At 64.7% G+C, this 26,729-nt stretch carries 12 protein-coding genes and 2 pseudogenes; 2 read left to right on the forward strand and 12 right to left on the reverse strand.

Annotation, left to right across the window (positions count from 1 at the left end):
- Window positions 1-39 precede the first annotated feature (39 nt).
- The 4 genes from FFY45_RS15875 to FFY45_RS15890 all read right to left on the reverse strand — a co-directional run bounded on the left by FFY45_RS15875 (window position 40) and on the right by FFY45_RS15890 (window position 11,660).
- Complete coding sequence (locus tag FFY45_RS15875) at window positions 40-1,638, reverse strand: family 43 glycosylhydrolase (protein ID WP_176341170.1); 1,599 nt, start codon at window positions 1,636-1,638, stop codon at window positions 40-42.
- On the reverse strand, window positions 1,635-5,978 hold the full coding sequence (locus FFY45_RS15880) for an Ig-like domain-containing protein (RefSeq protein ID WP_176341171.1): 4,344 nt from the start codon (window positions 5,976-5,978) through the stop codon (window positions 1,635-1,637). The genes FFY45_RS15875 and FFY45_RS15880 overlap by 4 nt, the downstream gene beginning before the upstream one ends.
- Window positions 5,979-6,050: 72 nt before the next feature.
- Window positions 6,051-8,807, reverse strand: coding sequence for a TonB-dependent receptor plug domain-containing protein (locus tag FFY45_RS15885; RefSeq protein WP_439333548.1), 2,757 nt, complete (start codon window positions 8,805-8,807; stop codon window positions 6,051-6,053).
- A gap of 495 nt (window positions 8,808-9,302) precedes the next feature.
- Window positions 9,303-11,660, reverse strand: coding sequence for a glucosidase family protein (locus tag FFY45_RS15890; protein WP_176341173.1), 2,358 nt, complete (start codon window positions 11,658-11,660; stop codon window positions 9,303-9,305).
- 178 nt (window positions 11,661-11,838) lie between these two features.
- Between FFY45_RS15890 and FFY45_RS22200 the strand changes: the two are divergent.
- Window positions 11,839-12,061 (forward strand): annotated as a pseudogene (locus FFY45_RS22200) (peptidase S53); the annotation flags it as partial.
- A 280-nt stretch (window positions 12,062-12,341) separates the two neighbouring features.
- Entirely contained in the window at window positions 12,342-13,424 is a 1,083-nt protein-coding gene (locus FFY45_RS15895; protein WP_255172000.1) for a DUF5694 domain-containing protein, read from the forward strand.
- A gap of 488 nt (window positions 13,425-13,912) precedes the next feature.
- Here the strand turns inward: FFY45_RS15895 and FFY45_RS15900 are convergent, their stop codons facing one another.
- The 8 genes and pseudogenes from FFY45_RS15900 to FFY45_RS15935 form a co-directional block, all read right to left on the reverse strand.
- On the reverse strand, window positions 13,913-14,209 hold the full coding sequence (locus FFY45_RS15900; protein ID WP_115040378.1) for a flagellar basal body rod protein FlgC: 297 nt from the start codon (window positions 14,207-14,209) through the stop codon (window positions 13,913-13,915).
- Between the two features lie 228 nt (window positions 14,210-14,437).
- Window positions 14,438-16,078, reverse strand: coding sequence for a DUF5597 domain-containing protein (locus FFY45_RS15905; RefSeq protein ID WP_176341174.1), 1,641 nt, complete (start codon window positions 16,076-16,078; stop codon window positions 14,438-14,440).
- Window positions 16,075-18,423: pseudogene (locus FFY45_RS15910) on the reverse strand (S9 family peptidase). Before FFY45_RS15910 ends, FFY45_RS15905 begins: the two are co-directional and overlap by 4 nt.
- Entirely contained in the window at window positions 18,413-19,999 is a 1,587-nt protein-coding gene (locus FFY45_RS15915; RefSeq protein WP_176341175.1) for an APC family permease, read from the reverse strand. Before FFY45_RS15915 ends, FFY45_RS15910 begins: the two are co-directional and overlap by 11 nt.
- 65 nt (window positions 20,000-20,064) lie before the next feature.
- On the reverse strand, window positions 20,065-21,945 hold the full coding sequence (locus FFY45_RS15920; RefSeq protein ID WP_176341176.1) for a DUF885 domain-containing protein: 1,881 nt from the start codon (window positions 21,943-21,945) through the stop codon (window positions 20,065-20,067).
- Window positions 21,942-23,759 carry a DUF885 domain-containing protein gene (locus FFY45_RS15925; protein WP_176341177.1) on the reverse strand — a complete coding sequence of 606 codons (1,818 nt, stop codon included), beginning with the start codon at window positions 23,757-23,759 and terminating at the stop codon, window positions 21,942-21,944. Before FFY45_RS15925 ends, FFY45_RS15920 begins: the two co-directional genes overlap by 4 nt.
- Window positions 23,760-23,879: 120 nt before the next feature.
- Window positions 23,880-25,079 (reverse strand): M24 family metallopeptidase, encoded by a 1,200-nt coding sequence (locus tag FFY45_RS15930; protein ID WP_176341178.1) that lies wholly within the window; start codon window positions 25,077-25,079, stop codon window positions 23,880-23,882.
- Entirely contained in the window at window positions 25,076-26,692 is a 1,617-nt protein-coding gene (locus FFY45_RS15935; protein ID WP_176341179.1) for an aldehyde dehydrogenase family protein, read from the reverse strand. Before FFY45_RS15935 ends, FFY45_RS15930 begins: the two co-directional genes overlap by 4 nt.
- Between the last annotated feature and the right edge of the window lie 37 nt (window positions 26,693-26,729).

Raw genomic sequence — 26,729 nt, forward strand, 5'->3', positions numbered from 1 at the left:
TCCAGCCGCAGCGTGGGCGCCAGCGCTTTTTCAGCCGCGTTAATGCGCATCGCAGTGTGTACTGTCGGCAGCGCTCGCTGCAGGCAGACGCTGCGGCTGCGGCGCCAACACTTCCCATTCCTGCACCGCCAGCGCGGCGTGGTGGGTTCCGGCGCCGGAGGCCTCCAGCACCACGCGTACGCAGCGCGTGGTCACTGGCACAAACGACACCGCTTCGTAGCGATCGACGCGCGTGCCGTAGCTGTCGCTCGGCTGCACCGGATGCCATTGCCCGCCCTGGCGAAATTCCAGATGCCAACGCGCAGGCGGCGCCACGCCGATCTGCGCGCCGGCCGGCTGATCGGCCCAGAACACGATGCGGGTGCGGTCCAGGGTCACCGACTGTGACCAGCTGTATTGAATCCACTGCTGCGGCGGATTGTCCGGCGTCCAGCTTCCCCATAGTTGCGGCGGCAGCGGATTGGCCTTGACGATGCCGTCGTTGAGCGCGGCCATCCAGTACTGCAGCGGAATGTCCGGGCCGTTGGACGCGGTGGCGTAAGCGGCAGGCGCCTGATTGCGCTGCGGCGGTGTGGCCGGCTGCGGGCGCCGGGTCGGTATGACGGTGCGAATGCGCGCCGGTTGCGTGCTGTCGTCCCACTCCAGGCGATCGATCGCCACGCTGCGGCGAAAATGCCCGCCACCGCGCGCATCGGCGGTGTGATAGACCAGATACCACTGCTTGTTGAAGGCCACTATGCCGGGATGCGAGGTGGTCGAAGACACCGGCGGCAACACGATGCCGCGATAGGTCCACGGCCCCAGCGCAGTCGGCGCGCTCGCATAGGCGATGCACGCGTGATACAGCGTGGGCGTGCAGGCGGAATCGCGGCCGGCATTGTTGGCCGCATACGCCAGGTAGTAGCTGCCGTTGCGCTTGAACAGCCAGGGCGCTTCGAAATAGCCGGCCAGCGTCTCCACCCGCACCGGCGTGCCCTTGAAGCTGACCATGTCGCGCTGCAGTTCCACACCGTACAACGCGCCGAAGGTGCCCCAGTACAGATACACCCGCCCATCCTCGTCCACCAGCACGGTTGGGTCGATGTTCTGGATGGCGTTGGTGCCTGGCACCGACTGCGACACCACCGGTCCTTGCGGATGCGCATCGGTCCAGGGGCCGAGCGGGCTGTCGGCCACCGCCACGCCGATGGCGAACGGATCAGGGTTTGGCGAATTGCGCTGCTGCACCGGCGCATACAGGTAATAGCGCCCATCCGGCCCCTGCACGATCTGTGCGGCGTAGGCGTAGCGCTTCTCTGCCCAGGCGAACACCTGCTGCGGGCGCAGAAGATCGCGGTAATGCATCCATTGCCCGCTGCCCGGGTCGCTGCTGACGAACATCTGCCAACCCGGCATGACGAATGCGTTCTGGTCGGGCGCGGCGGTATCGCGCCCGGCCAGGATGTACAGCTTGCCGTTGGCGACCAGCGGCGCCGGGTCGGCCGAATAGCTGCTGCCATCGGCCAGAATCGGGTTGCCGGGTGCATGCAGGCGCTTGCCTTGCGTTGGCGTTGGCGTTGGCGTTGCGGCGCATGCTGGAACACTGGCCAGCGACACTGCACATGCCAGCGCAAACACGCGCGTGAGGATGCGCGTCATGGAGTGGCGGTCTTGATCTGCACCGTCAGCGGAACCGACACCTGCCCGGTGGGCGCTCGCCCCTGGGCCGTACCGGTCAATGCGATCTCGCCGGGGTGCGCGTAGCGCGCAGGTGTCAGCGCCGGCCACTGTACCGGTAGCCGTTCGCGCGAACCGTCGTTGTACTGCACGCTGACAAACCCCGGCAGCGTCGGCGCATGCCCAGCCATCGCGCTCACCACTGGCAACGCCTGCACGGTGGTGATCTGCCCCGGCGGCGTGGCGCGCAACCAGAGGGTGGCCTTGATCGGAATCGCGCCTTCCACCAAACCTTGCAGCTCCACTGCGCCCTCCCCGCTCAAACGATCCGCAGGCAACTGCGCCCACTGCACCGCAACCGGCAGCACGCTGCCGTCGGCGAAGAACGCGGTGATTTCCTGTGGCAGCGAGGGCGGCTGCCCGGGCGCAGTGCGCAGGTCGATCGTCTCGAGCTGGCTGGGCAGTTCGGAAAACACCTGCCATTCGTCCACGCCGACTGCCGCATGCCCGGTCGTCGTCGTTTGCGTGGTCAGCACTGCACGCAGCCCGGTTGTCACGATGGGCGCAAAAGTCGCCGTGCTCGCTGCGCCGCCGCCGGCAATCGGGTAGCCGCCCTTGGTCACGATGTCCTGCCAGCGCCCGTCGCGCAGGAACTGCAGCTTCCAGCTGGAGGGCGGTGCCACGCCGCCATCGGGCTGGTCGTCCCACAACGACAGCGTGCTGGACGAGACACGCACCGGGCGTGGCCACTGGTACTGCAACCAGACCGATACAGGTTGCGCGCGGCCATAACTGCCCCAGCGACGCGTATTGCCCGGCACGCTGCCGGCAGCGGGAATGAAGCCGTCGTTGAGCGCCGCCACGCGGTGATGCGCACTGGTGACCTCGGCGCTGGCAGCGGCCATGCCCTGTAACGGCACCTGCTGCAGTGCCGGCGATTCGGGCGCATCCACCTGCACATCGGCATGACCGGCGAGCGCGCCATCGTCAGCCAGCAGCCGCAGCGTGTAGCGCCCGGCGCGGGTGAAGCGCACCGCGGTGCGCATCGCGGCAGCATCCGCAAACAGCGCTTCACCGCCGTCGGGCGCGTGGTGTGTCTGCCAGCGCACTTGCAGCGCACCGTTGGGCAAGCCGTCGTCGCCCACGCGGCCATCCACCACCACGCTGCCATCGGAACCGGGATCGTCCAGCTGCCACGCCTGCACCTGCGGCGGCGCATTGCCGGCGAGTGCAGGTGCGGGCATACCGCTGTCGAAGACCTGAATTTCCTTGATGCCTGTGCGCGCACTGCCGGCGTGGGTCACCACTACACGCAGCGCACGGGCACGGATCGGCGGAAAGCGCACGCGGTTGCGATTGCCCTGCGCAAACGGTGTATCGCGCACCTGCCCAGGAACGCGCTTCCAGTTGCCGGCGCCGTCCTGGTACTGCACGGCATAGATCCACGGCGCGGCGTAACCAGGAATGGTGCCGGACGCAAAACCGTGTTGCTCACCAGCGGGCGAAGAACTGCGATAGAAATACAGCACCAGTTGATCCACTTGCCGTGCTTGGCCCAAGTCCAGCGCAATCCAGTCGCTAGCCAACGGCGAGCCGACCGTGCCCCACAACGGCGTGCTGGCGGTGCTGCCGTCCACCGCTGCAGCTGCCGCAAATCCGGGTGCGGCGAAGCTGGCGGTGACAGCGGCGCCTTCGGCCAGATTACGGCTGGCAGTGGTGGGCAGTGTCACATCCACACCGGCCTTGGCCAGGATCTGGGCGGTGCGCGAGGTGCTCGCAAAGCGCACCTGCGACATCGCAGCCAGTTGCAGAGGGTGTGCGTCGAGCACCTGCGCCACGCCATTGCGATTGACCGCATCCGGCGCTGCGCTCACCTTGCCGCTCGCCGGGTCGTAGATCACGTGTGCCAGCCGGTCGACGCGAAACGCCAGCCGTCCATCCAGATACACGCTATATCCCTTGCCCACCTTGCCACCGTAATGGGTGCCGGTGCGGTCCCAGACGATGCTCAGGTTGCGATCGCGATAGCGCAGATGTTCGGCGGCAAAATACGCCCAGCCGATATCGATCGGATACAGCTCGATCCTCTCGTCGCTGCGCGGACGCAAGCCCATCGCATCCTCGATCATGCTGAAGTTGGTCGCACCCAACTGGGTGTGGTGGATCCATGAGCGGTAGCCGATCTTGCCGCCGTTGCCTGCACTGCCCTTGGCCCAGAATTCGTTCTGGTCCGGGTAGCGGTTGTCGCCGTCGATGTAGGGCGCCCACGCGTTCCAGTACAGCAATGTGCGGTAACTCTGCGCGCTCAGAAACGGGCTGGGGTAATCGCGCAGCGCCTCGCCCAACAGACGGAACGCGACAGTGGCGTTGATGGTGGAAAAGTTGTTGCTGCCGGCATCGGCGCCGCTGCTGCGCGCCTGCAGATCGACCTGGTTGGCGGTATAGAACGGAAACAGCGGGTACTGCGCCGCATCGGCGAACAGGCGCAGTGCGCGCACATATTTGGGGTCATAGTCGGGCTCGCCCTGCTTGGGCATCAAGCCCACGCTGAAGGGGTAATAGTTATTGGTCTCCTTCCAGTCCACCGGTAAGCGCGGCCCGCTGGCCTGGCGGTGCTTGAGCAGATCGCCGTGCAGGCCCACCGAGTCGGCAGAGTCGCTGTGGTCCTGCCACAGCACCTCGACCACCGCCTTGCGGATGCGTTGCGCGGTGGCCTGCATGCGTTGCGCCGTCTCGGTGTCGCCGGCCAGCAATGCAGCCTGAGCGGCCGCCTGCGCGTTGGCATACACATAGGCGCTTTCGGTGCGATCCATGCGGATCTGGCCATGTTGCTTGGCCCAATCGAACGACACCACATCGGCGTCGTTGCCGGTCATCGCGGCCCAGTCGTACTCGATCAATCCATTGTGATTGAGGTCGTAAGCGGCCAGGACACCATCCACATCGCCGCTGCCATAACGCGCCAGTTTTTGCGCAAGTGCGGCCGGCCCGCCATGCAACTGCATCGACCGCCACGCCGAAGCAGTGATGTATTGCGCATAGGAGTTGGACCAGTGTTCCGGCGAGCCGGGATTGTCGGTGTACTTGCCGCCGCCGGCGGTCTCGCCTGCACTGAGCCAACTGCCGTAGGCATACAGCGGATCGCGCAGATACTTCAGGTCATCCAGAAACATGCCGGTGGTCAGCACGATCGCGTTGTTGTAACCAAGCACGCCTTCGATGGCGACCGGAAACTGGTAGTCGTTGCCCGGCACGTTGGCATCGAGAAAATTGAAGCGCAGCACCCACCAGCGATAGAACAGGCTCTTGGTGATGTTCTCGTCGGGCGTGTCCAGATACGGCAGGTTGTCCACCCACCAGCGGTTGTAGCTGGCGACATGTGCCTGGTAGGCCTGCTGTGGCGACTGCGCGGCGATGCGCAGGTACTCGGCGCGCGCTTCGGGCAATTCGTGCGTGAGCAGGCCCAACTGCACTTTCACTGCAGCAGTCTCGCCGGTGGCGGGCACGGCCACCTCACGCACCAGGCGCTTGCCTTGCACCTGAAAGCCATCGCCAGACATGCGTGGAAACACCGTGGTGATTGCGTTGTAGGCAGCGAAGGCGCCGGTCAATTCATTGCCGTCTGCATGCTGCGCCATCGGCGAAAGCGCCTGCACCGATAGTGCATGCGCTGCGCCATCAAGGCTGGAAAAGGTGAGACTGGCCACTGCGACATTCTGTTCGGTGATGTATTTCACCAGCCGCATGCGCACGCCTGCGCCGGCATCGTCGTACACGCTGCTGAAATAACTGGGCGTTTGCCGTCGCTGCGTGGCGTCCTCCTTCCACTGCACCGGCTGGGTACCCTGCATGGACTGGATCCGCAGCAGCGCGTCGTAGTCGGTGGCATGCCAGTACGCCACCTGGCCAACGAAGCCGGGTTGCGCAGGTTGGTGATCGGCCAGATAAGCGGCGCGGCCACGTGTCAACAACCACTGGTTGTTATCGCCTGCCCCACCGTCCTCCCCGTCGCGCGCCAGCATGCGGTCGATCCAGAAATCCTTGCCCGGCACCTGCCCGGCCCCGTGTGCGATATCGGCGGCATAGATCCTTGCCAGTTGTCCGCCAGGCGCGAAGGCCACACCACTGTTTGGCACCGGATGCGCGAGCCCGCGAAAACGTGGCTCGCCGATGGCGGCGTTGGTCGCCGCAATCGGCGTGTCCTGCGTTTCGTTGGCGGTTGCCGACGGCACGCTCAAGACCGCACACCCACAGAGCAGCGCGGCCGCACCGGAACGCTGGAGCAGGCGAGGCCAGCGCCGGTGCCGATCCAGGAACGACATCACGCCGGATCTGCGTAGGCGCAGGCGTTTTGAAAGCTGCAAGTCCACGCGATCAACCTCTGCACCGGCACTTCAAAACTCCACCCGCACTCTGCTCCAGAAGTAACGGCCCAAGGTGTCGTAGGTGGTGGCATCGGTGTTGGCCGCATTGGAGTAGCTATAAAAACGCGGCGGCGCGCGATTAGCGAGGTTATCCACGCCCAGCGCGAGCGTGCTATGCAGCGACGCGATTTTCCGGCTCAGCGAGGCGTTGTGATAGACCACCGACCCGATCGGAAAGTAACGGCAGCTGCCATCGGCTTCGGTGTCGGCGCAAAAATCGTCGTACGCGCTCCCGTTGACGGTACGGCCCAGATAGCGGGTGGTCCAGCTTGCATGCCACGGCCCGTTGTCCCAGGCCAGATTGGCCACCGCACGCCAGCGCGGCATGTTGCCCCAGCTGGAATTTTCGCCAACATAGTTATGCGTTTCGCCGGCAAAACGAAAGCTGGAGAAGAAGGTCGCGTCCAGACCGGCAGAGAAATCGCCCCACGCGGTCTCGGCCAGCGTGTAGTGGATGCCGGCATCGTAGCCGCGGATATCCACCTTGCCGCTATTGTAGGAAAACGGCACCGACACGCGGGTCAGCTGACCCGCCGCATCGCGCTGAATCAACGGGCAGAACGCGGCGTCGCGTCCCTCGAAGCAATCGTTGACCACCTGCTGCAGGCCCACACCGGACAGCATGTCGTCCAGCACCACGCGCCAGCTGTCCACGTTGAGCGACAAGCCGGGCATCCGATCCGGGTCGTAGACGAGGCCGACGTTGTAGGAGCGACCGCGCTCGGGCTTGAGCTGAAAACCGACGTTGTTCGCACCCGACGTCACCACATCGAACTGCGCAGTGTTGCGGAAGCTGCCATCGTTGGGCACGTTCGCGCAGGCCGGATTGGGCGTGCCGGTGAAGCCTTCGCAAGGGTCCTGGAAATCGCCGGTGTTATCTACCACAGCCGTGTACGGCGAGCCATACAGATCCCCCAGCGCCGGCGCGCGAAACACCTGCGAGCCGGTCGCGCGCACCAGCAGGTTGGCGATCGGCCGCCATTCGATGCCGACCTTGCTGTTGGTGGTGGCGCCCCAGGCGTCGTACTTGGAATACCGCGAACCGAGATTGAGATTCAGGCTGTTGGCAAACGGCACCTCTTTCAATAGCGGCACCAGCAGTTCTGCATACGCTTCGCGTACCGATTCGTCGCGCCCCTGCTTGAGGATGCAGCCATCGTTGTAGTCGCAATTGCCGTCGGCATCGGCAGCCGCCACCTCGCTGCTGGTGCCTTGCGCAAACTTATTGGTGCGATAGACCAGGCCGACGGCGGCCTGCACCGTCCCGGCCGGCAGTTCGAACAGATCGCCGTTGGCGCTGATATCGACAAAGCGCATCTGGCTCTCGTCGATCAGATCCACCGGCCGCTGGGTGCCGCGCAATGCGGCGATGGTGGCAGGGTCGTTGGGGTTGAAGATGTTGATCGGCGTGCAGCCGGCAATCACCGCACCCAGCGCACCGCACTTGACCACCCCATCGCTGTCAAGGAACGAGGCCCCCACCGCGTTGTTCAACGCAGAGGTGATCGAAAACCCGGTGCGCACCAAGGTGTCCTTGTAGCGCGCATAACCGGCTGCGGCGTCCCATTGCCAACTGGTGCCTTCCACGCGCCCGCGCAGCCCGGCCACGATGTTGGTCTGGAACATCGTCGCAGTGTAGACGCGCGTATTGGCTTGCGTGGAGCGCAACAGATAGCGGTCCAATTGATCGCCGAACGGGTTGTAGTAATTGTCGGCCGCACCCTGCATCTCCATGCCGAACGCATCCAGCCGCGAAGTGGTCTTGCTGCGGGTCCAGAACACGTCCATATAGCCCTGCACGTTCGGAGTGAACTCGAAACTGCCGTGCAACGAGGCGTTGGTGCGCTCGATCGGCGTGATCAGATACTGCGCGTCGTAGACGTTATAGCTGTCGGTCGCGCGTTGATAGGGGCGAAACGCGTCTTCACCTACAGCGCCAGGTGCAACGCCGGCCACGGGTGTGAGCACGCGCCCGTCGTTCAAGAACGCGCGGGTGTTGCCGCCACGGATTTCGCTGACCTGGCCGTCGAGATATTCCACTGCCTTGGCCGCGTAGCCGCGATCGCGGTTGAATACCGGGTTCATCGAATTGCGACTGAGCCCGAGAATCAACCCGCCGCGCTCCCAGGTCTTGCCCCATTCCACTCCCAGCGTGCGGCTGTTGGCATCGCCATGCGTGCTCTGTGCGTAATCGACCGTGGCGGCAAAACCGTCGTACTTGTCCTTGAGAATGATGTTGACCACGCCGCCGATCGCATCGGAGCCATACACCGACGAGGCTCCATCGGTGAGCACTTCCACCCGCTCGACCATCGATGCGGGAATCGCATTGACGTCCACGCCCGGCGCCGAGGCCACGCTGCTCGCAGGACCGGCCATGCGATGACCGTTGACCAGCACCAGGGTGCGTTCGGGCCCCAGATTGCGCAGCGACACCAGCGCGCGGCCATGGCTGAAGCCGGAGTTGAGCGCCGGGCCCGGCATGAAGCCGGCCATCGCCGGCAATTGCTGCAGCAACTGGCCAAGCGTGCTCTTGCCGCTGTCTTCGATGCGCTGCCGGTCGACCACGATGACCGGGCTGGCCGTCTCCGCATCCACGCGGCGCAGATGGGTACCGGTGACGTTGATCTGATCCAGGGTCTGGGTGGCGTCGTCGTCGGGTGTGCGCTGCTGTGCGCCTGCCGGCACTGCAACGATGGACAAGACCAGGATAATTGCCTTGACCAACGGATGACGCGTGGAAACAAGGGGTTGCGACAGAAAGGCGGAGCGGCTGGGCGACATCGGAATTCCTTGTGCTTTCGTGGGGACAACGGCCAACCTGCGCGCACGGCCAAGCCGCACTGCGACAGCGCAAGATGAGAGATCGATCGCGACAAACACGACACCAGTGAGTTGCCGCACGAAGCGGCAACTATCCAAGCAAGACGACGACGCTGCTCTCCCCCTGAGAGCACATGACCAATCGATGACAGATCACGTTAAAAAATCTTGCGGCAACGCCTCGGCGCCGTCTTGACGAATTTATCCGGCAGCCATGCGGAAATTCACATGCTTGTGTCGATGTGTCGACATCACGGCCAACACCGTGGCGCGATCAGCGCAGCTGACATGGGAAGTAACCAGCTTACCGAGCGCACAAGATCCTGCGATCGACGCCACCGACGCCACGCTGTACCCAGCGCGCGCCGCGTGCCGATTCCGGCACTGCGGCACGGTGCGTCACACGTACCACGCCTGCACTGCCACCACGGCAGCGCTGCCAGACAACGCCACGCGATCCGCATGTGGGCCTTGCAGGCGTGCAGGCTTGCCGTCCACGAGCACACGCTCCAGCCGCGTGCCTTGTGGCGCACGCAAGGTCAGCCAGGTGCGCTTGGGCGCCTGCTCCGGCAGTTGCACCTGTGCATCGATACGCTGCGCATCGACATCCGTACGCAGCGTCAGCGTGACCTTGCCCCAACGCGTCGGCGCTGCGGTGATGCCGACTGTTGCACCGCTGCCCAACCAGGCACGCGGCAACGCACGCGCCAAAAACAACTGCTCGCCGGCGCTGTCGTCGCTGACCAGCATCCAGCGCAGCAGCAGCGGGATGGTCATCTGCGCGGGAATGCAGAACAACGGCATGCCGCCGGTGATACCGCTGACTTCGCCCGCTGTCCAGCTGCCGCGCGTATGCACCTGGTAGCGGTGTGCATAGACGAACAACAGGTACTCTTCGATGCGATCCAGCCGCAGCAGCTGTTGCGCATAACCGTAGGAAATGAATCCAAGCAGATCGCGGCTGCCCGGCTCCGGCGGCGCGATATTGGCCACCACGCCAATACTGGTGCCGCCATGGCCGCGCAGACAATCGATCACCAGGTGAGCCAACGCGTCCGGCAACACATCGGCCTGCAACAGTTCAGCGTAGGCGCGGTGCGGCCATTGCTGTTCGCTGGGTTTTTCCTGCAGTAGCGATTGGCGAAAGGTGAGTTTGGCGCCAGGCAATGGGCCGACATAGGGCGGCGATACATCGCGGCGCACATTGGCACGCAGGCTGGCTTCCAACCGCGTGCGCAATTGTTTGGCACGGCGCTGCCATTGGTTGGCCAAACCGGCATCGCCACCGAGCGTGCTCCAGACCTGCGCGATGTCTTCCCAACCGCGAATCGTCAGTGCGCTATTGGCGTAGTACGGTTTCCACCACAGCGATGGATCGGGAAACAGACAGGCATCGGATTCGTTCCAGCCGTGCAGCAGGCCATGACCATGCGCGCTGCGCGGTAACGCCAACGCCTGGTCGTGCAAGTCGCACAGCACCTGCGCGGTAGCCGCGATCTTGGGCAACAAACGCCGCAGCCGCGCCGCATCGCCGGTGTAACGCAGATAGCGCGCCAACAGCGACAGGGTCAGCCCGAACTGGCCGACCTCCGGCCCGCGCATGTTCGGCAAGCCATCGTCCTGCACGAAGTCGTCGAAGTAATTGTCCAGCACCGCCGCAGCCTGCGCGAAGCGGCCCCACTCCAGGTTGGCGTAGAACGAACTGGTAAAGGTGTCCTGGAAGCCGTCGTACTCGTTGCCGTAGTAGTCGCGCTCCACCGCACCGTACTTGGGGTAATCGCCACCGGGCCGCACCACCAGCTCGCGCGCGAAGGCGAACTGCGCCATGTCGTTCCAGCTGGCATCGGGCAGCTGCGCCTGCACCGTACCATCCAGGGCCTGCTGCCAGTACGCGGCGAAATCGATCAACGCGGCGTAGAACTGTTCGGCGGTGGCCTCTTTTCGCGAAGGTGCGAACGCGGGATAGCTGTGCGTGTAATGCACGCCAACGATCTCGCCGCCGCGCACATGCATCGTGCGATGCCAGGTCTGCACCACGAAGCGATCGCTGGCACGCACGTCGGCAAAGACCAGTACGTCGTACCAGGCATCGGCCTCGCCCTCGCGGCGCATCACCTTGCGCACTGCCGGCATCCACCCGCCCAGCATGCCTTCCTCGCGCCGTTTGATCAGCGCTTCTTCGCCCAACTCGGCGAAGGCCTGCTCCGGACGCGAGGTGCGGCTGCGGCCGTTTGGCAGGATCGGCATGGTGTCCAGGCTTTCGCGCGTGCCGACAAACGTGGTCCACGGCCAGCGCCCCCCATTGTCCTTGGGGTCGAGCAGCGAGGCCGGTGGCGGCGCGATATCGCGCACCTGCGCCTCGTCCGGGTCGCCATCGCGCAGCAAGCGGTCGGCAAGCAGATCCGCTTCGGCCATCGCCACCTCCGCCAGCGACATGCCGAAGTACGGCTTGCCCTCGGCCGGATAGGCAGGCTCGGTGCGTTTGTCCAGGCGCAGCATGCCGGCCTCGGTCCACAGCGTCAGCTGGCCCTGCGGATTGTCGAGATGCTCGTAGACGGTCCAGTCCTGCTGCAGATGCCGAAAGCGGCACAGCGTGCTGCCGACATGCGCGGCGGAGGGGAGTGCTTCCAGGCGTGGCAGGGCCGGTGGTGGCAGCGTCGTCGGCGTTTGCAGTGTCCCCGGCATTGCGATCGCAGCACCTGCACCCACCACCGTGGTCGCTGCCATGCCCTGACGCAAAAACGTTCTACGGTCCATCGTTGCGCCCCGAAGTGATCTCTGCCCCATCGTGCGGGACAACGCGCCCGGCGTCTTGTGGCACGTGTCCGGCACCTGTGCGGAAATCTGCACACAAGCGGGCATCGATCGACTCACAGTTGTACCTGCTGCGATGCCGAGCCTGCTGTCTGCAGTTTGATACACAACCGGCGGTAATGGCGGCACCAGCGCCGCCCTGCCGGCGTGGGCTGCGTGATTGGCACGGATCTCGCGTCAATCGCAGCCAACCCAGCGTTGTGGTGCCGCACCTGTCTGGCCCACCCGATACCTTCCGCGACAGCGGCGATGGCGACAACGGCGGCTTGCGTGCGTCGGACGGACGGGATGCCAACGCCGGACTCGGCGTACCCGACGGTGCGCGCCTGCCAGCATTGCTCAAACACGCAGGATGTCGGCTGCACCGGTTGGCGCGCTGCCGTAGCAGCCACGTGCAGCGCCTGCTTGTCGCCCCTGCCATTTGGCCAAGTGACTTTTCGGCCACGCCCGAGTGTGCGGTGACCGCCACACTGCAGCACAGACCCAAGCTGCATCGTCGCCAGACAGCCGCGCAGCCATCACCCGTACACAAGGAACGTCATGCAGCCACAGCCACCTCGCATCTCGCACATTGCCCGCGCGGCAGCACGGGTTGTTGACACCAGTGCGCACTCCGCCAAGCTGTTGAAACGTTCAGCGCGTGACTGGCTGTGGCTGGCCTTGATCGCGCCCTGCATCGCACACGCGCAGGTCGATCTGTCGCAGCTGGATGCCGAGATGGCCGCCCCACGCACCCAGATACTGGTCCTAGGCAGCGTGCACTTGTCACAGTTGCCCAAGGGCAGCGACATCGGTGCGGCGCGCTTGCAACCGTTGATGGACCGGCTGGCCGCCTACAAGCCGACCATCATCACCGTAGAGAATCTTTCGGGAGAAACCTGCGATCTGATGCGGCGCCATCCTGCAGTCTATTTACCCGAAGACAGTGCGACCTATTGCCCTGACACCAGCGATGCGGCACGTGCCACCGGGCTGGACGTTCCCACCGCGCTAGGCCAGGTACGCGCAGCGCTCGGCACCTTGCCGAGCGCGCCCATACCGGCACAGCGTCGACACCTGGCCGCGCTGTTTCTGGCCTCCGGCGATCCGTCGTCTGCACTGGTGCAATGGTTGCAGCTTGCGCAGGCCGAACAGCGCAGCGGCGATGGCCTGGATGCGGCGTTGGTGACGCGACTGCGCGCCATGGAAACTCGCCCGAACGAGAGCGACCAGATCGCGGCGCGACTGGCCGCAAAGCTCGGCTTGCAGCGCGTCTACCCGGCCGACGATCACACCGGCGACAACGTGGACCTGGGCGACCCTGTCGCATACGGCAAGGCCATCCAGGCGGCGTGGGACAAGGCCGCACCGCGTGCGAACGCCATGCGTGAGCGCGAAGACCAACTGGCCAGCGAAGGCAAATTGCTGGAGCTCTATCGCGCGATCAACCTGCCGGCCAGCCAGCAGTTGGCCATCGCAGTGGATTTTCGCGCCGCACTGAGCGAGGGCTCACCGCAACGCTACGGCTACCGCTACATGTCCGGCTGGGAAATCCGCAACCTGCGCATGGTCTCGAACGTGCGCGCCAGTTTTGCCGAACAACCTGGCGCGCGCGTGCTGGCAGTGGTCGGCGCCATGCACAAGCCCTGGTTCGAAAACTGGCTAGGACAACTGCAGGGCGTGGATATCGTCGATGCGGCGCAGGTATTAGGCACTGACGGGCAGTGACGGGAAGTGAGTACAACGACTTCAGCATGACGCTCCAAGTCAGGAGCCTAGTCAGTCCAGGGCGCAGTGCCCTCACCGCTCGCGGGACACGCCGCAAGTACGTCCGTGTAGGCTCGGTGGCGGCATCCATGCCGCCACACGGTCCCGCAATCGGTGAGGACACCGCACCAGAAAGTTTGTAGGTCGCTTCGTTGAAAGCCTGCCTGTTATTTGGTGTGCGTTGCAATGCTGATCGGATGCGCAGTCACCAAAAAAATGCGTCCTGCACTGCTTGCAACCATGCATACCGACACTCTCGACTGGTCCTTGCCCGCCCACCGTCGCGGGACCTTACGCGGCATGGAACACGCGGACGTACTTGCGGCGTGTCCTGCGATGGTGGGCGGGCAAGGGCCCTGCAGTGAAGTGGCAGACAAGTGTCGCCAAGCACGGCATCAAACGGACAGCCGTGCATTAGATCGACAACGGCCGTCGTCCACTCCGAGCTCTCAGCTCAATACGTCCAACAAGCTGCCCAACATCTCGTCGGAGCGCCGTAGCGCAGTGGCGTTGGCCTGGAAATCGTTGCGTGCCGATAGCCCTTCGACCAGATCAGTGGCTGGCGCAGAAGGATCGGAGCTGGCATCGACCACGCTGGCCGCCACTCCACCATTGGCTTGCGTGCTGGCCGCAACGGCCTGACGCGGACTGCCGTCCACCGGCTGGCGTGCCACATTGCTGGCGGCCACCTGCTGACGCAGCGCGGCGACCTGCATTCCGGAACTGGCGATGGGACTGATGCTCATGGTGGCTCCGGTGCAGAAACTGAGAAAAAAAATGATGTTTGTTTACCGACCAATCGAAACAATCGCTGCTGGCAAACGCGCTGTGCTGCTGTCGCTCTCAAGGCAACCAATGCCCGTGGCGAGCGTTTCTCACGAGGTGGAACCAGCGAACAGGAACCGCAATTACGTCTCCCACTCACCGATTCCGACCACACCCGCCACACGGCTGCGCAGTCGCCTCACGCACTCTCAATACGTGCCGACCCGCACACGCAGCACCACAGGCACCTCGCCCGCCGCATCCACACGACCGAAGTTGAGGCCGTAGTCGGTCTGGTCGCCGTTGAGCTGTCTTTCAACCTGCCAGCGCCCGTCCACATACCGACCCTGCTCCACCCGCAACAGTTGTCCATGACGGGTATCGGCCGCCTCGCGGAAAAATTCAATGCGCGCGGCCATGCCGGTGACCAGGAACTCCGCCGGCCCCAACTGCGCTACCAGCAGCCGGCCGGCATGGTCGTCGTTACCGGGCAGGATCGCCGGCGCATCGCCCCACATCGGCGCACCGAACGACACCTTGGCCTCCCAGTCGCCGAAGCGCAGCGTGCGTTGCGCCGCGCCGGGCTGTTCGGCCACCGCCTGCAGCCGGCCGTCGAAAGCCGCCTGGGCCAGGAGCCGCTGCAACGGCGCCAGCAACTTGAAGTTGGCCGCATGCGCAGCGACCGCGGCGCGGTTGGCGGCGTTGTCCTGGTTGCCGTCCATGCCGAACACCGAAAAACCGATTCCCCCCCGCCCCAGCACATGGAACAGATACGGCGCCGTCGCCGCCTCGAAGCCGGTCTCCGAGACCCAGGCCGGGTTGTCCGGCCGCGCGTACTGGCCGATGACCTTGGTGTACTCGGTGTAATCGTTGGTATAGATATCGGTGCCGATGAAGTCGATCGACGGCGTGGCCGCGCGCCACAGCGCGAACATGTTCACCGTCGCACCACCGGACGGGTAGTCCAGCCCTGGATAGCGTTTGCCCTTGTAGCGCAGCCAGGTGTTGACGTAGAGCGGCAGCGGATAGGCGCGCTTGCCGGCCGCAGCCACCTGTTCGATATACGCCGCGGTGGCATGCGCATTGAAGGCCTCGGCGGCTTCGGCACCGAACAGCTGCTGCCAGCTGCCCTGCGGTTTACCCAGCGCTTGCGCGATTGCGGCAGGCACGGGCTGCGCGAACGCCGCCTCACCGGCCGGGCCATGATCGCGCACAGTGCCGATCGCACCAGGCTCGTTTTCCACCTGCACCAGGATCACCGTGTGGCGCTCGCCATCGACCTTGCGCAGGTGCTGCATCAACGCGGTGAACGCACGCGCATCGGCCTGTACGTTGGCGGCTACATGCGGCGACAACACGTCCACCGGTTCGCCGTTGGCATCGCGCATGCGCGGGTAGGTGGCCTCGTCGCGCTTGATCCACTCCGGCACGTAATGCATCTGACCGTTCTTCCAGCTGCCGAACCACAGCAACGCCACACGCAGACCACGCTTGCGCGCGCCAGCGATCAAGGCATCCACATTGGTGGTGTCATAACGGCCCGGCGCAGGTTCGAACTGCTCCCAATACACCGGTGCTTCCACCGTGTTGGCATGCAGCGCGACCACCTCGTCCAGCGCCTTCGGCAGCACCGCCGGCCAGGCGCTGGAGTTGTGCAGCTGCGCAGCCAGCACGGTATATGGCGCGCCATCGACGAACACCGCATGGCGACCGTTTTGGGTAACGAAGCGCGGCAGGTCTTCTGCACTGGCCAGCAACGGCGTGCTACCTGCCAACACTGCGAGCGACCACAGCAGGCCTGCGATACGGCCGCGCGGTTGCGCCATTTTCAGGGCAAACAAACGCATCATCGCGCCTCCGACGGTAGTGAGTTCCAATGCGGTGTGGGTTCATGGCGCAGATGGCGCACGAAGAAGTCGTACTGGCGGCGCTGCACATAGTCGATCGGCCCGCTGGACCGGCCCACCGAATGCTCGCCGCCGGGCACGTTGAGCAGGTCGAAGTCCTTGCCGCTCTTGATCAACGCATCGACCACCTGCGCCGTGGAAGCAGGGTCAACATTGCTGTCCTGCTCGCCGACGATCAGCAGCAGATCGCCTTGCAGCTTGCTCGCATTGACCACGCCCGAGGCCTGCGCATAACCAGCATCCACCGGCCAGCCCATCCACTGCTCGTTCCAGCTGATCTTGTCCATGCGGTTGTCGTAGCAACCGGCAAACGCCACGCCCACCTTGTAGAAATCCGGATGCCGCTCGAGCGCACCCAGCGTGCTCTGCCCACCGGCCGAAGCACCATAGATGCCGACCCGGCCGATATCGTAGGACGGATCTTTTGCGGCCAACGCGCGATGCCAGGCAATGCGATCGGGAAAGCCGGAATCGCCGAGGTTTTTCCACGCGACATCGTGAAAGGCCTTGGAGCGATTGGCGGTGCCCATGCCGTCGATCATCACCACGATAAAGCCCAGATCGGCCTGCGCCTGCATGCCGATCTGCTTGTCGCCACCGGAGTGATAGCCGAACGGCCAGAATGTCTTGGGCACGAAGGAGTCGTGCGGTCCGGCGTAGATGTTCTCGATCACCGGGTACTTCTTGCGTGGGTCGTAATCGCGCGGGCGCACCACCATGCCCCAGATATCGGTGCGCCCATCGCGGCCCTTGGCCACGAAGGTCTCCGGTGCGCGCCAGCCGGCTGCCAGCAACTTGTCGATGTTGCCCTGTTCCACTTGCTGCAGCAGTCGGCCATCGATGGCGTGCAGTTCCATCACCGGCGGCAGATCCGGACGCGAATAGACATCGACGTAATGGCGGCCGTCTTCTGCAATCGCCACATCGTGATCGGCGTCGGTGTGGGTCAGCCGGGTCAACTGGCGGCCGTCGAAATCCACGCTGTAGAGCTGCCGGTAGTACGGGTCCTTGCCGGCATCCATGCCGCTGGCGGTGAACCAGATGCGCCGCTGCGCATCGTCCACGCGCAACACATCGCGCACGATCCACGCGCCATGCGTGAGTTGCCGCTTGGGCTTGCCGCTGCGGCCATCGATCAAATACAGATGCCGCCAACCGTCGCGCTCGGAAATCCACAGCAGTTCATCGCCGCGCCCATTTACATCGTGACGGAAGCTACGGTCGGCATACACGAATGTAGACATGTCCTCGCCGACAGCAACATGCGCGCGACCTGTCTGCGCCTCCACCGCAATCACCCGCATGCGTTGAAAGCCGCGTTGCACATAGTCGAAGGCCACGCTGCGGCCATCGCTGCGCCACTGCAGCGGCGACAGCGAATACGGGTTGGCGAACAAAGCCGCATCCACCTCGCGGCGCGTGCCGTCCACGTCGAACAGCACCGGCCGCTCCACATCCACCGCATCGCCGGGCTTGGGATACAGCTGGGTGCGCACGACCGGCTGGTCGCCGCCCGCAGGCGCAGCCTCCACACGGGTCACGCGGCGTGCAAGGCCGGGACGCACGCGATACACCGCCAGCCGCTGCGAATCCGGCGACCAGGCGATGCTCTCCGGATCGAAGTAATCGTCTGCACGACCATCGTTGCTGAGCCGGGTGAGTTAGCCATCGGCGACACGACGCAGGAGCAGATTCCAGCCATCGGCGAGCGCTTCCCAGCGGCCATCGGGCGAACGACGTGGCGTGTTGTCGGCTGGCACTGCAGGGTCGCGCACTACGCCGAAGCCGCGGGGGCGCGGCTGTGTTCCTGCGTCATCGCGTGCGCAGCGGTAGCTCGTCAGCGTGCAGCGCCAGATCTCTTCGCCAAGCGCGAAGCGGATCGCCCCGTCGCCGCGCTCGCCCTCTTGTGCATAAGCGAAGCGCTCGAACGGCAAGCGCAACGCGGTGTAGGTCTTGCCGGTCGCCGCACTCAAGGCCTGCGCCACGCGCAGTTGGTCGAACGCCGGGCTTTTCTGCAACGTGGCGACTTCCGCACTGACGAAGGCGAATCCCCCGGGCACCGTCTTGCGGTAGTAAAACGCACCGTTGTCCTTCCATTGCGCAGGCCACGCCACGTTCTCGGTCAACGTACTCCATTGTTCACGCAACCCCAGCGAGCGTTGGTAATCGGCCACGCTTGGCGCCGCCTGCGCAGCAGTCGATAGCACCACGATGCACGCAGCCAACCCATTCAAGCAGCTACGCAACCAGTGCGACACGCGCGCGTCACGCCGCAGCTCACTCGCCATCGTCCTCCTCCAGCGCCAGCTCATCGCTGCGCAAGCCGCTACGCGCGCCCCAGTGGTAAATGAAGAACGCAATCACCGCCACGCTCAGGGTATCGAACGGATGCGCGATCCAACCGTGACCGCCGAACGTGCCCGCCCACGACACCGCCATCACCAGCACGAAGAACACGATCAACCACAGCGATGCACGCACCTGCCGCAGCAAGCGTGCACGGCCCTCGCGTGAGGGCAAGCGATACAGCACGTACAGCACGAACGCGAGCACCTGCAGACCGAGCAACCACGACAAGGTGGGCCAGGTGGACCAGTAGATGATCAAGGCCGCGACAATGAACGACAACGGACCCAGCACCGCAAAACCACGCACTCGAAACGGCCGCGGCAGGTCCGGCGCGCTGCGGCGTAACGCGGCCACGGTGACCGGTGCCACCGCATAGCTCAGCACCAGCGCGGCCGAGACCACGCCGATCAAGGTCTCCCACGACGGGAACGGCAACGTCCAGAAGATCGACAGGCCCAGGCTCAACCACAACGCCGGTCGCGGAATGCCCGATTGCGGATCCACCCGCGTCAGCACCGGCAAGAACCCGCCGCTACGCGCCCAGCCGTACACCACGCGCGGGGTGGCATTCATGTAGATATTGCCGGTGCCGCTGGGCGAGACCATCGCATCGCAGATCACCAACGCGGCCAACCACGCCATGCCCAGGGCCAACGCGATGTCGTGATACGGCAGTGCAAACACCTTGTCGATACCGCTCCACCCCGGCGCCAGTTGCGCAGCCGGAATGCTGCCCAGAAACGCCAGCTGTAGCAGCACATAGATCACCGTGGACAAGGCCACCGACAGGATCAAGGCGATCGGAATATTGCGCTGCGGGTCACGCACCTCGCTGGCCACCGACACGATCGGCGTCAGGCCCAGGTAGGCGAAGATGATGCCGCCGGCCGAGATCGCCGCTTCCACCCCGGCCATGCCAGAAGGCGCAAACCCGTGCACGGTCAGGTTGCCCGGATTGAAGTGCTTCATCAGCAGCACGATCACCAGGATCGGCACCAGAAACTTGAACACGCTGACGATGTTGTTGGCCAGCGCAAAGGTCTTGACGCTGAAATAGTTGAGCAGGAAAAACAGCAGCAGCAGGGCCAGCTGTACCAACCAACCCCAGATGCTTGGGTGCGAGCCACTGGCCTGATTGAGCACGGGAAACCACGCCGCCGCATATTGGCGCGCGGCTTCCACTTCGATCGCGATCAAACTGGAAAACGCGATCAAGGTGATGAAGCCGGTCAACGAACCGAGCAAGGCGCCATGCGAATACTCCGGGTAGCGCACCACCCCGCCGGCACGCGGTAATGCCGCGCCTAGTTCGCAATACACCAGCCCCAGCAGCAGCACTGCGATGCCACCGAGTATCCACGACAGGATGCCGGCCGGCCCGGCGATGGAAGAGACATGGCTGGCCGAAAACAACCAGCCCGAGCCGAAGATCGACCCCAGCCCGATAAAGGTCAGGTCGGTCAGACTGAGTCGCTTGTGGAACTTGCCTTGCGTGGTCGCACCGTGTGTGGTCATTCGTCGCCCCGAAGAGTGGAAAGCGCGGTTGCTGTTGCGAAAAACGTCGGCGGGTCTTACGTGGATCAGTCGCTGGCAGCCGCCTTGGCATCTGCCGCCGGTGACTCGGCAGCGTCTTCGGCGGCATACGGCGAGACACCACCGTCGGCAATGAACCGGTCGATGCGCGCCTCCAGCACCGGCAACGGCACCGAGCCGGTCTGCAGCACCGCGTCGTGGAAATGGCGCAGGTCGAATGTCTCGCCCAAGGCGGCTTCGGCCTTGCGACGCAACTCAAGAATTTTCAGCTCGCCCAGGTAGTACGACAACGCCTGCCCCGGCCAGGCGATATAGCGATCCACCTCGGTGGTGACTTCGTGTTCGCTCAAGGCAGTGTTGTCGCGCAGATAGGCCTGCGCCTGCGCGCGCGTCCAGCCCTTGTGGTGGATGCCGGTGTCGATCACCAAACGGCAGGCGCGCCACATCTGGTAGGTCAGGTAACCGAAGCGATCATAGGGCGTGTCGTACATGCCCATTTCCTGGCCCAGATACTCCGAGTACAAGGCCCAGCCCTCGCCATAGGCGGAGATGAACCCATAGCGGCGGAACTCCGGTAGCCCTTGCGCTTCTGCCGCCAGCGGCATTTGCAGTGCGTGGCCGGGCGATGACTCGTGCAACGTCAATGCGGTCAGGTTGTACAACGGCCGCGATGGCAGATTGTAGGTGTTGACCAGATAGATGCCGGGACCGCCACGGCCGCCGGTATAGAACGGCGCCAATTCCGGCGGCACCGGCTCGATCGCAAAGCGTCGGCGCGGCAGCCGGCCGATGTAATCGCCCACCTTGGCATCCACGCGCTTGGCGATCCATGCGGCCTGCTTGAGCAATTCTTCCGGCGTCTTGGCATAGAACTGCGGGTCGCTGCGCAGGAAATGCAGGAACGCAGGAAACACCGCCTGCCCGGCCGGCGGTTTGAAGCCGCTGGCGACGATGGTCTCATCCATCTGCGTGCGCAGCTTGGCCACTTCCTGCAAACCGATCTGATGGATTTGATCGGGGCTCAACTCGAGCGTGGTGAACTCGCGGATCTGCGCGCGGTAGTAGGCCTGGCCATCCGGCAATGCCTCGCCGGCCAGCGTGGCGCGCGCGCGCGGCTGGTACTCGTTGCGGATGAAGTCCAGCAGCTTGGCGTAGGCCGGTAGCACCTGCGCATCGATGGTCTGCACTGCTTGTTGCCGCAGTTGCGCCTGTACCTCGGCCGGCAGCGTCGCCGGCATCTGCTTGAAGGGTGCGTAGAACGGGTTGGCCTCGCCCTTGGCTTGCACCACATCGGCGATGGACTGATCGCGTCCGGTCAGTGTCACCTTGGGCTGGCTGAACCCACGCGCCAGGCCGGCACGCATATTGTCGGTGTGCTCGGCGAAATAGCGCGGGATATCGGCCAGCATCTTCAGATAGCGCTGGTAGTCCTCGCGCGTGCGCAACTTGGCCTCGGCGCTGAAACCCAGATCGCTCCAGAACGCCGAGTCGCTGTTGAACGGCATTTCCCAGGCACGAAAATGCTGCTGATCCAGCAGCACCAGCAACTGTTGCCGATACACCTGATAACTCACCTGATCTTCGGCCGGCAACTGCGCTGCCGGAATCGCATCCAGTTCCTTCAAGGCCTGTTGCCAGTACGCGGTGCGCAGGTTTTGCGTGGCCACATCGACCTTGGGCAGATGGTCGGACTGCTTGTCTTGCGTGGCCTGATTGTCTTCATCCACCGCGCCGGACAGCTGCGCCTGCCGCCAGCGCCATTCGCGCGTGTACAGCGCTTTGAAGCGTGCGGCTGCCGCGTTCTGCGTGGCGGTGTTCTGCGTGGCGGCGACCGGCTCGGCAGCCTGGGCGGCCGCGGCAACGCCACTCACGCTTGCCGCAATCAACAGACTCAATGCGCTCGCGCGTAAAGCGCTGCTCGTCTTCATCCGCGTGCCTCCGGCGCAGCTTTGGCCTGTGCAATCCACTGCCGCACGCGTTGCTGCAACATCGCCAGCGGCATCGCGCCACCGCCCAGCACCGCATCGTGGAAGGCGCGCACGTCGAAGCGAGCGCCGAGTTCTTTTTCGGCTTCCGCACGCAGCGCAAGAATCTGCAGCTGCCCCAACTTGTAACCCAGTGCCTGACCCGGCCAGACGATATAGCGGTCGGTTTCGGACTGGATGCTGGGCTCGTCGTCGGAAGGATGCGCGTGGAAGAACTCCACCATCTGCTGGCGGTTCCAGTGCTTGTAATGCACGCCGGTGTCGAGCACCAGCCGGTTGGCCCGCAACAACTCGCCGGAGAGGCGACCGTAATCGTTGTACGGGTCCTTGAAGAAGCCGATCTCCTTGCCCAGGCGCTCGGCATACAGCGCCCAGCCTTCGATGTAAGCGTTGTAGCCGGCCTGCTGACGGAACGGCGGCAACGGCAGCGTCTGCGCAAGCGAGATCTGCAGGTGATGGCCCGGCACGCCCTCGTGATACGCGGTGGTTTCGATATTGATCAGGGTGCGGCTGGCGAAGTCGCTGGTATTGACCTTCACGATCGCCGGCTTGGTGCCTTCCGGATTGCTCTGCCAATATTCGGCGCCAGGTGCGCTGCGCCGGAACGCCGGCATCGCCTGTACGTCCAGCGGTGTTTTCGGCAAGTGGCCGAACAGCTTGGGCAGCTCTGGCTGCATCGCGGCGATGTACTGGCGGTATTGCTGCAGGATCTGCTCGCTGGAGGTGGCGAAGTGGCGTTTGTCGGTCTCCACCGCCTTGCGGAAGCTGGCTAGATCCGCAAAGCCCTGCGCCTTGGCGATCACCGTCATCTCGCCTTCGATGCGCGCGACTTCCTTCAGGCCGATCTGATGGATCTCCTCAGGCGCCATGTCGGTGGTGGTCTGGGTATGGATGGCGTAGCGATAGCGGCGTTCGCCATCGGGCAGCGACCACAGACCTTCCTGCGCGCGCCCTTGCGCGGCGTATTCATCGCGCACGAAGGCGGCCAACTTGCCGTAGGCCGGGCGCACCTGCTGCGCGATCGCGGCGAGCAGTTGCTTGCGTAGCGCGTCGCGCTGGTCGGCCGGCACCGCGGCATCGAGTTTTTTCAGCGGCGAGGCGAACGGGCTTTGCTCACCGGTCAACGCGGCGATCTTGTCGATCTGCTCGGGCAGGCGCTCCAGCAAATAACGCGGCTGCACCAGGCCCTCCTTCGCACCCTGGCGCGACACCGCGATCACCTGATCGATCACCGAGGGAATCGTCTGCAGGCGCTTGATGTAGTCCTGATAATCCTTGGCGTTTTCGAACGGAAACGCATCGCCATAGCCTGCCAACCCCAACTGGATGCCGCCGATCGGCTCCAGCGGCATCGCATAGGTCTTCAGGTCGATGCCTTCCAGCTTGTCGCACAGCTGGCCGAGCATCATCTGCAGGCTGAGCTGGCGCTGTTCGTCCAGCGTCTTGCTGTCGATCGCTTCGAATTGCTTGAGCAGCTCGGCAGTAGCGCTGCGCTCGGCCTGCACGGCGTCGAGCGAATAGTCGCTCCAACGATCGTTGTAACGTTTGTCGCCGATGATGCTGGCGAACTCCGGGTTGTGTTGCAGCTGGTACTGCCATTGTTTGTCCAGCAGCGTATCGAAGGCCTTGGCGGCCTGTTCGCTGCTCGGCGCGGAAGTGGCCGCAGTCGCTGTCTCCGCTGCGGGCGGCGCCGGCTTGCAGGCAGTGAACAGTGCGGCGGCCAGCAGGCCGATGGCGATAGGACGCAGGTGGTTCATGCATTCACTCCAAGATGCGAGGACGGCCGTAGGAGCGCGCCTGAGCGCGACGGATTTATCGGGAATGCCCGTCGCGCCGGGTGCGCTCCTACACGTGCGTGAGCGTTGGCCCGTGCAGGCTTATGCAAACGGTTGGTCGATCGCTAGCGATGGCGGCGTAAACCACTGCACGCCGGCATCGGTGACATAAAAATGGTCTTCCAGGCGCACGCCGAACTCGCCGGGCACCACGATCATCGGCTCGTTGCTGGCGCACATGCCCGGCTGCAGCGGCTGCGCGTTGCCGCGCACCAGATACGGCGCCTCATGAATCGCCAACCCGCAGCCGTGACCGGTGCGATGCGGCAGGCCGGGCAAGCGATAGTCGGGGCCAAGCCCTGCCGCCTCCAGTACCTTGCGTGCCGCCTGGTCCACTGCTTCGCAGGCGATGCCTGGGCGTATCGCCGCAAACGCCGCCGTCTGCGCAGCCTGCTCCAGGTCCCAGATGCGCTGTTGTGCAGCGTTGGGAGCGCCGTAGATCCAGGTGCGGGTGATATCAGAGTGATAGCCCTGCACGGTGCAGCCGGTGTCGATCAGCACCAGCTCGCCTTCGCGCAGGTGCTGCACACCGGGAATGCCGTGCGGGAATGAGGTGGCATGACCGAACTGCACGATGCAGAAGGTGGAGCCGTTGTCCGCGCCCAGCGCGCGATGCGCTTCGTCGATGAAGCGCACCAATTGATCGGTCCCGATGCCTTCCTGTGCGATGCCGGCCGCCAGCCGCTGCACCAGCAAGGTCATGTCGCAGGCCTGCTGCATCAGCGCCAGCTCGGCCGGCGACTTGCACATGCGGCAGCCATCGATGATGGAGCCGGCATCGCGGATCGCCGTGCCAAGGTGCGCGCGCAGGCCGGTGTGCACGGCAAACGCAATCCCTGGATCCAGCGCCAATGCATGCGCGTGGCGCTCGTCCATGGCCTGCACCACCAGCGCGTACGGGTCCTCGTGTTCTTCCCACAGATACTTGGCAACTGGAATCTTCAGCACCGCATCCAGCGAGCCTTCTTCGAACGCGGGGCAGATCAACACCGGGTCACCATCCAGCGTAAGCAGCAGCGCGACCAGACGCTCGCTTGCACCCCACGGCACGCCGGTGAAATAACGCAGCGAAGTGCCGGCGCCGATCAACAGCGCATCCACGCCGTGCGCGCGCATCAGGCGGCGTGCGCGTTCGATGCGCTGTTGGTATTCCTCCGCGGTGATCGGCGCGGCGCGTTGCGTCCACGGCGTCAGTTGCGCGCGTGCCTGTTCCAACGACACCCCGCCGATCTGGCTGCTCATGTGCCCGCTCCGAGATCGGCAGTGCTCCACTGCCCATCCACCAGACGTGCGACACCGCCCGGATTGCGTTGACGCAACTCGGCCGGCAACAAGGCGTCGGGCACCGCGTCGTAGCTATGCAAGGCAGCAAAACGGCGAATCGAACCGGGCATGCCCACTGCGGTGAACCCCGGATGCCCGGTACTGGGGAACGGCCCGCCATGATTCTGCGCAGCGCTTACCGCTACGCCGGTCGGCATCTTGCTGTTGATCAACCGCCCCACCCGCGCACGCAGCACCGGTGCGATGACCTGCCAGGCCGCATCGTCGCTGCCATCGGCCGCGCGATACAAGGTGCCGGTGAGATTGCCTTCGAATGCGGCGGCGACCTGTTGCATCTGCGCAACGTCGCGCGTACGCACCAGCAGGCTCACAGGGCCGAAGGCCTCGGTCTGCAGCGCCTGCGGGTTTGCGATGAATGCCTGCGCCTCCACGCTCAACAAGGTCGGCGCATAGCGATACCCGTCTTCGCCGGTGTGCCCACCGGCCAGCAGCGCGGCGCCGGCAGCGCGCAAGGCCGCCACACCGCGTTGCACACCTTCCACGCCTGAGCTGGAAAACAGCACCATCGGCATGGCGGCGTCGAAATGCGCCGTGGTCGCGGCAACGAACGCATCGCCTGCCTCGCCGTGCGGCACCACCACCACACCGGGATTGGTGCAGAACTGGCCGCTACCCAAGGTGCACGAGGAAAAGAATTCCTGCGCCAAGGCGGCACCGCGTTCGACTAGCGCACCCGGCAACAGGAACACCGGGTTGACGCTGGAGAGCTCTGCATAAAACGGCACGCCGGCCGCGTCGGCGGCGGCCTTCAGCGCAAGCCCGCCTGCGCGGCTACCGGTGAAGCCGATCGCGCCCAGCCGGGCATCGCCGGCCAGTCGCACACCTATCGCGTTGTCGAAGTGATACAGCAACTGCACTGCCGCAGCAGGCAGGCCCGCCGCGACCAACGCTGCATGCGCAAGCTGCGCCATGCGCTGGCTGGTGGCCGGGTGCAGCGGGTGCGCCTTGGCGATCACCGGGTTGCGCGCGGCAATGGCCGAGGCGAAATCGCTGCCGGCGATCGCATTGAAGGCGAACGGGAAATTGTTCGGGCCAAACACCAACACCGGCTTGCCCAGCGGCGCCAGATGCGAACGCAGATCGGCAGCGGTATCGATGATGGGTTGGGTCCAGCTGTAACTGCGCACTGCCTGTGCGGCCTGGCGCAATTGGCCGCTGGTGCGTGGCAGTTCGTTGCCGCGCAAGCGCGTGGGCGCCGGCAATGCGGTTTCAGCATGCGCAAGCGCCACCAGCGTGTCGGCATCGGCGTCCAGCGCGTCGGCATAGGCGTCCAGAAACGCCGCAATCTGTTCGACCGGCGCTGCCGCAAGCTCTGCTGCCACCGCTTGCGCCGCCGCAATCGCCGTCTCGATGTCGTCCGCACCGCTGACCGGGAATTGCGGCCCGATCGCCTCGCCCGTGGTCGGGTCGGCCGCACGGAAGCTGCCGGTCGCATCGCGGCTGGCTTGCCACTGGCCGGCCAGCAATACCTCGGCCTGCTGCAAGGGGATGGAGTGGATCGTGTCGTTCATTGCGGCACCTTCGGTTGCATGGAACAGTTGCATGAGG

Source organism: Xanthomonas hortorum (assembly GCF_011305375.1).
GTDB lineage: Bacteria > Pseudomonadota > Gammaproteobacteria > Xanthomonadales > Xanthomonadaceae > Xanthomonas > Xanthomonas hortorum_E.

Coding starts and splice junctions, on each gene's coding strand:
- FFY45_RS15920 (WP_176341176.1), bottom strand. CDS start 21,945: ATGAAGACGAGCAGCGCTTTACGCGCGAGCGCATTGAGTCTGTTGATT.
- FFY45_RS15905 (WP_176341174.1), bottom strand. CDS start 16,078: ATGATGCGTTTGTTTGCCCTGAAAATGGCGCAACCGCGCGGCCGTATC.
- FFY45_RS15875 (WP_176341170.1), bottom strand. CDS start 1,638: ATGACGCGCATCCTCACGCGCGTGTTTGCGCTGGCATGTGCAGTGTCG.
- FFY45_RS15925 (WP_176341177.1), bottom strand. CDS start 23,759: ATGAACCACCTGCGTCCTATCGCCATCGGCCTGCTGGCCGCCGCACTG.
- FFY45_RS15935 (WP_176341179.1), bottom strand. CDS start 26,692: ATGAACGACACGATCCACTCCATCCCCTTGCAGCAGGCCGAGGTATTG.
- FFY45_RS15900 (WP_115040378.1), bottom strand. CDS start 14,209: ATGAGCATCAGTCCCATCGCCAGTTCCGGAATGCAGGTCGCCGCGCTG.
- FFY45_RS15930 (WP_176341178.1), bottom strand. CDS start 25,079: ATGAGCAGCCAGATCGGCGGGGTGTCGTTGGAACAGGCACGCGCGCAA.
- FFY45_RS15880 (WP_176341171.1), bottom strand. CDS start 5,978: ATGTCGTTCCTGGATCGGCACCGGCGCTGGCCTCGCCTGCTCCAGCGT.
- FFY45_RS15890 (WP_176341173.1), bottom strand. CDS start 11,660: ATGGACCGTAGAACGTTTTTGCGTCAGGGCATGGCAGCGACCACGGTG.
- FFY45_RS15915 (WP_176341175.1), bottom strand. CDS start 19,999: ATGACCACACACGGTGCGACCACGCAAGGCAAGTTCCACAAGCGACTC.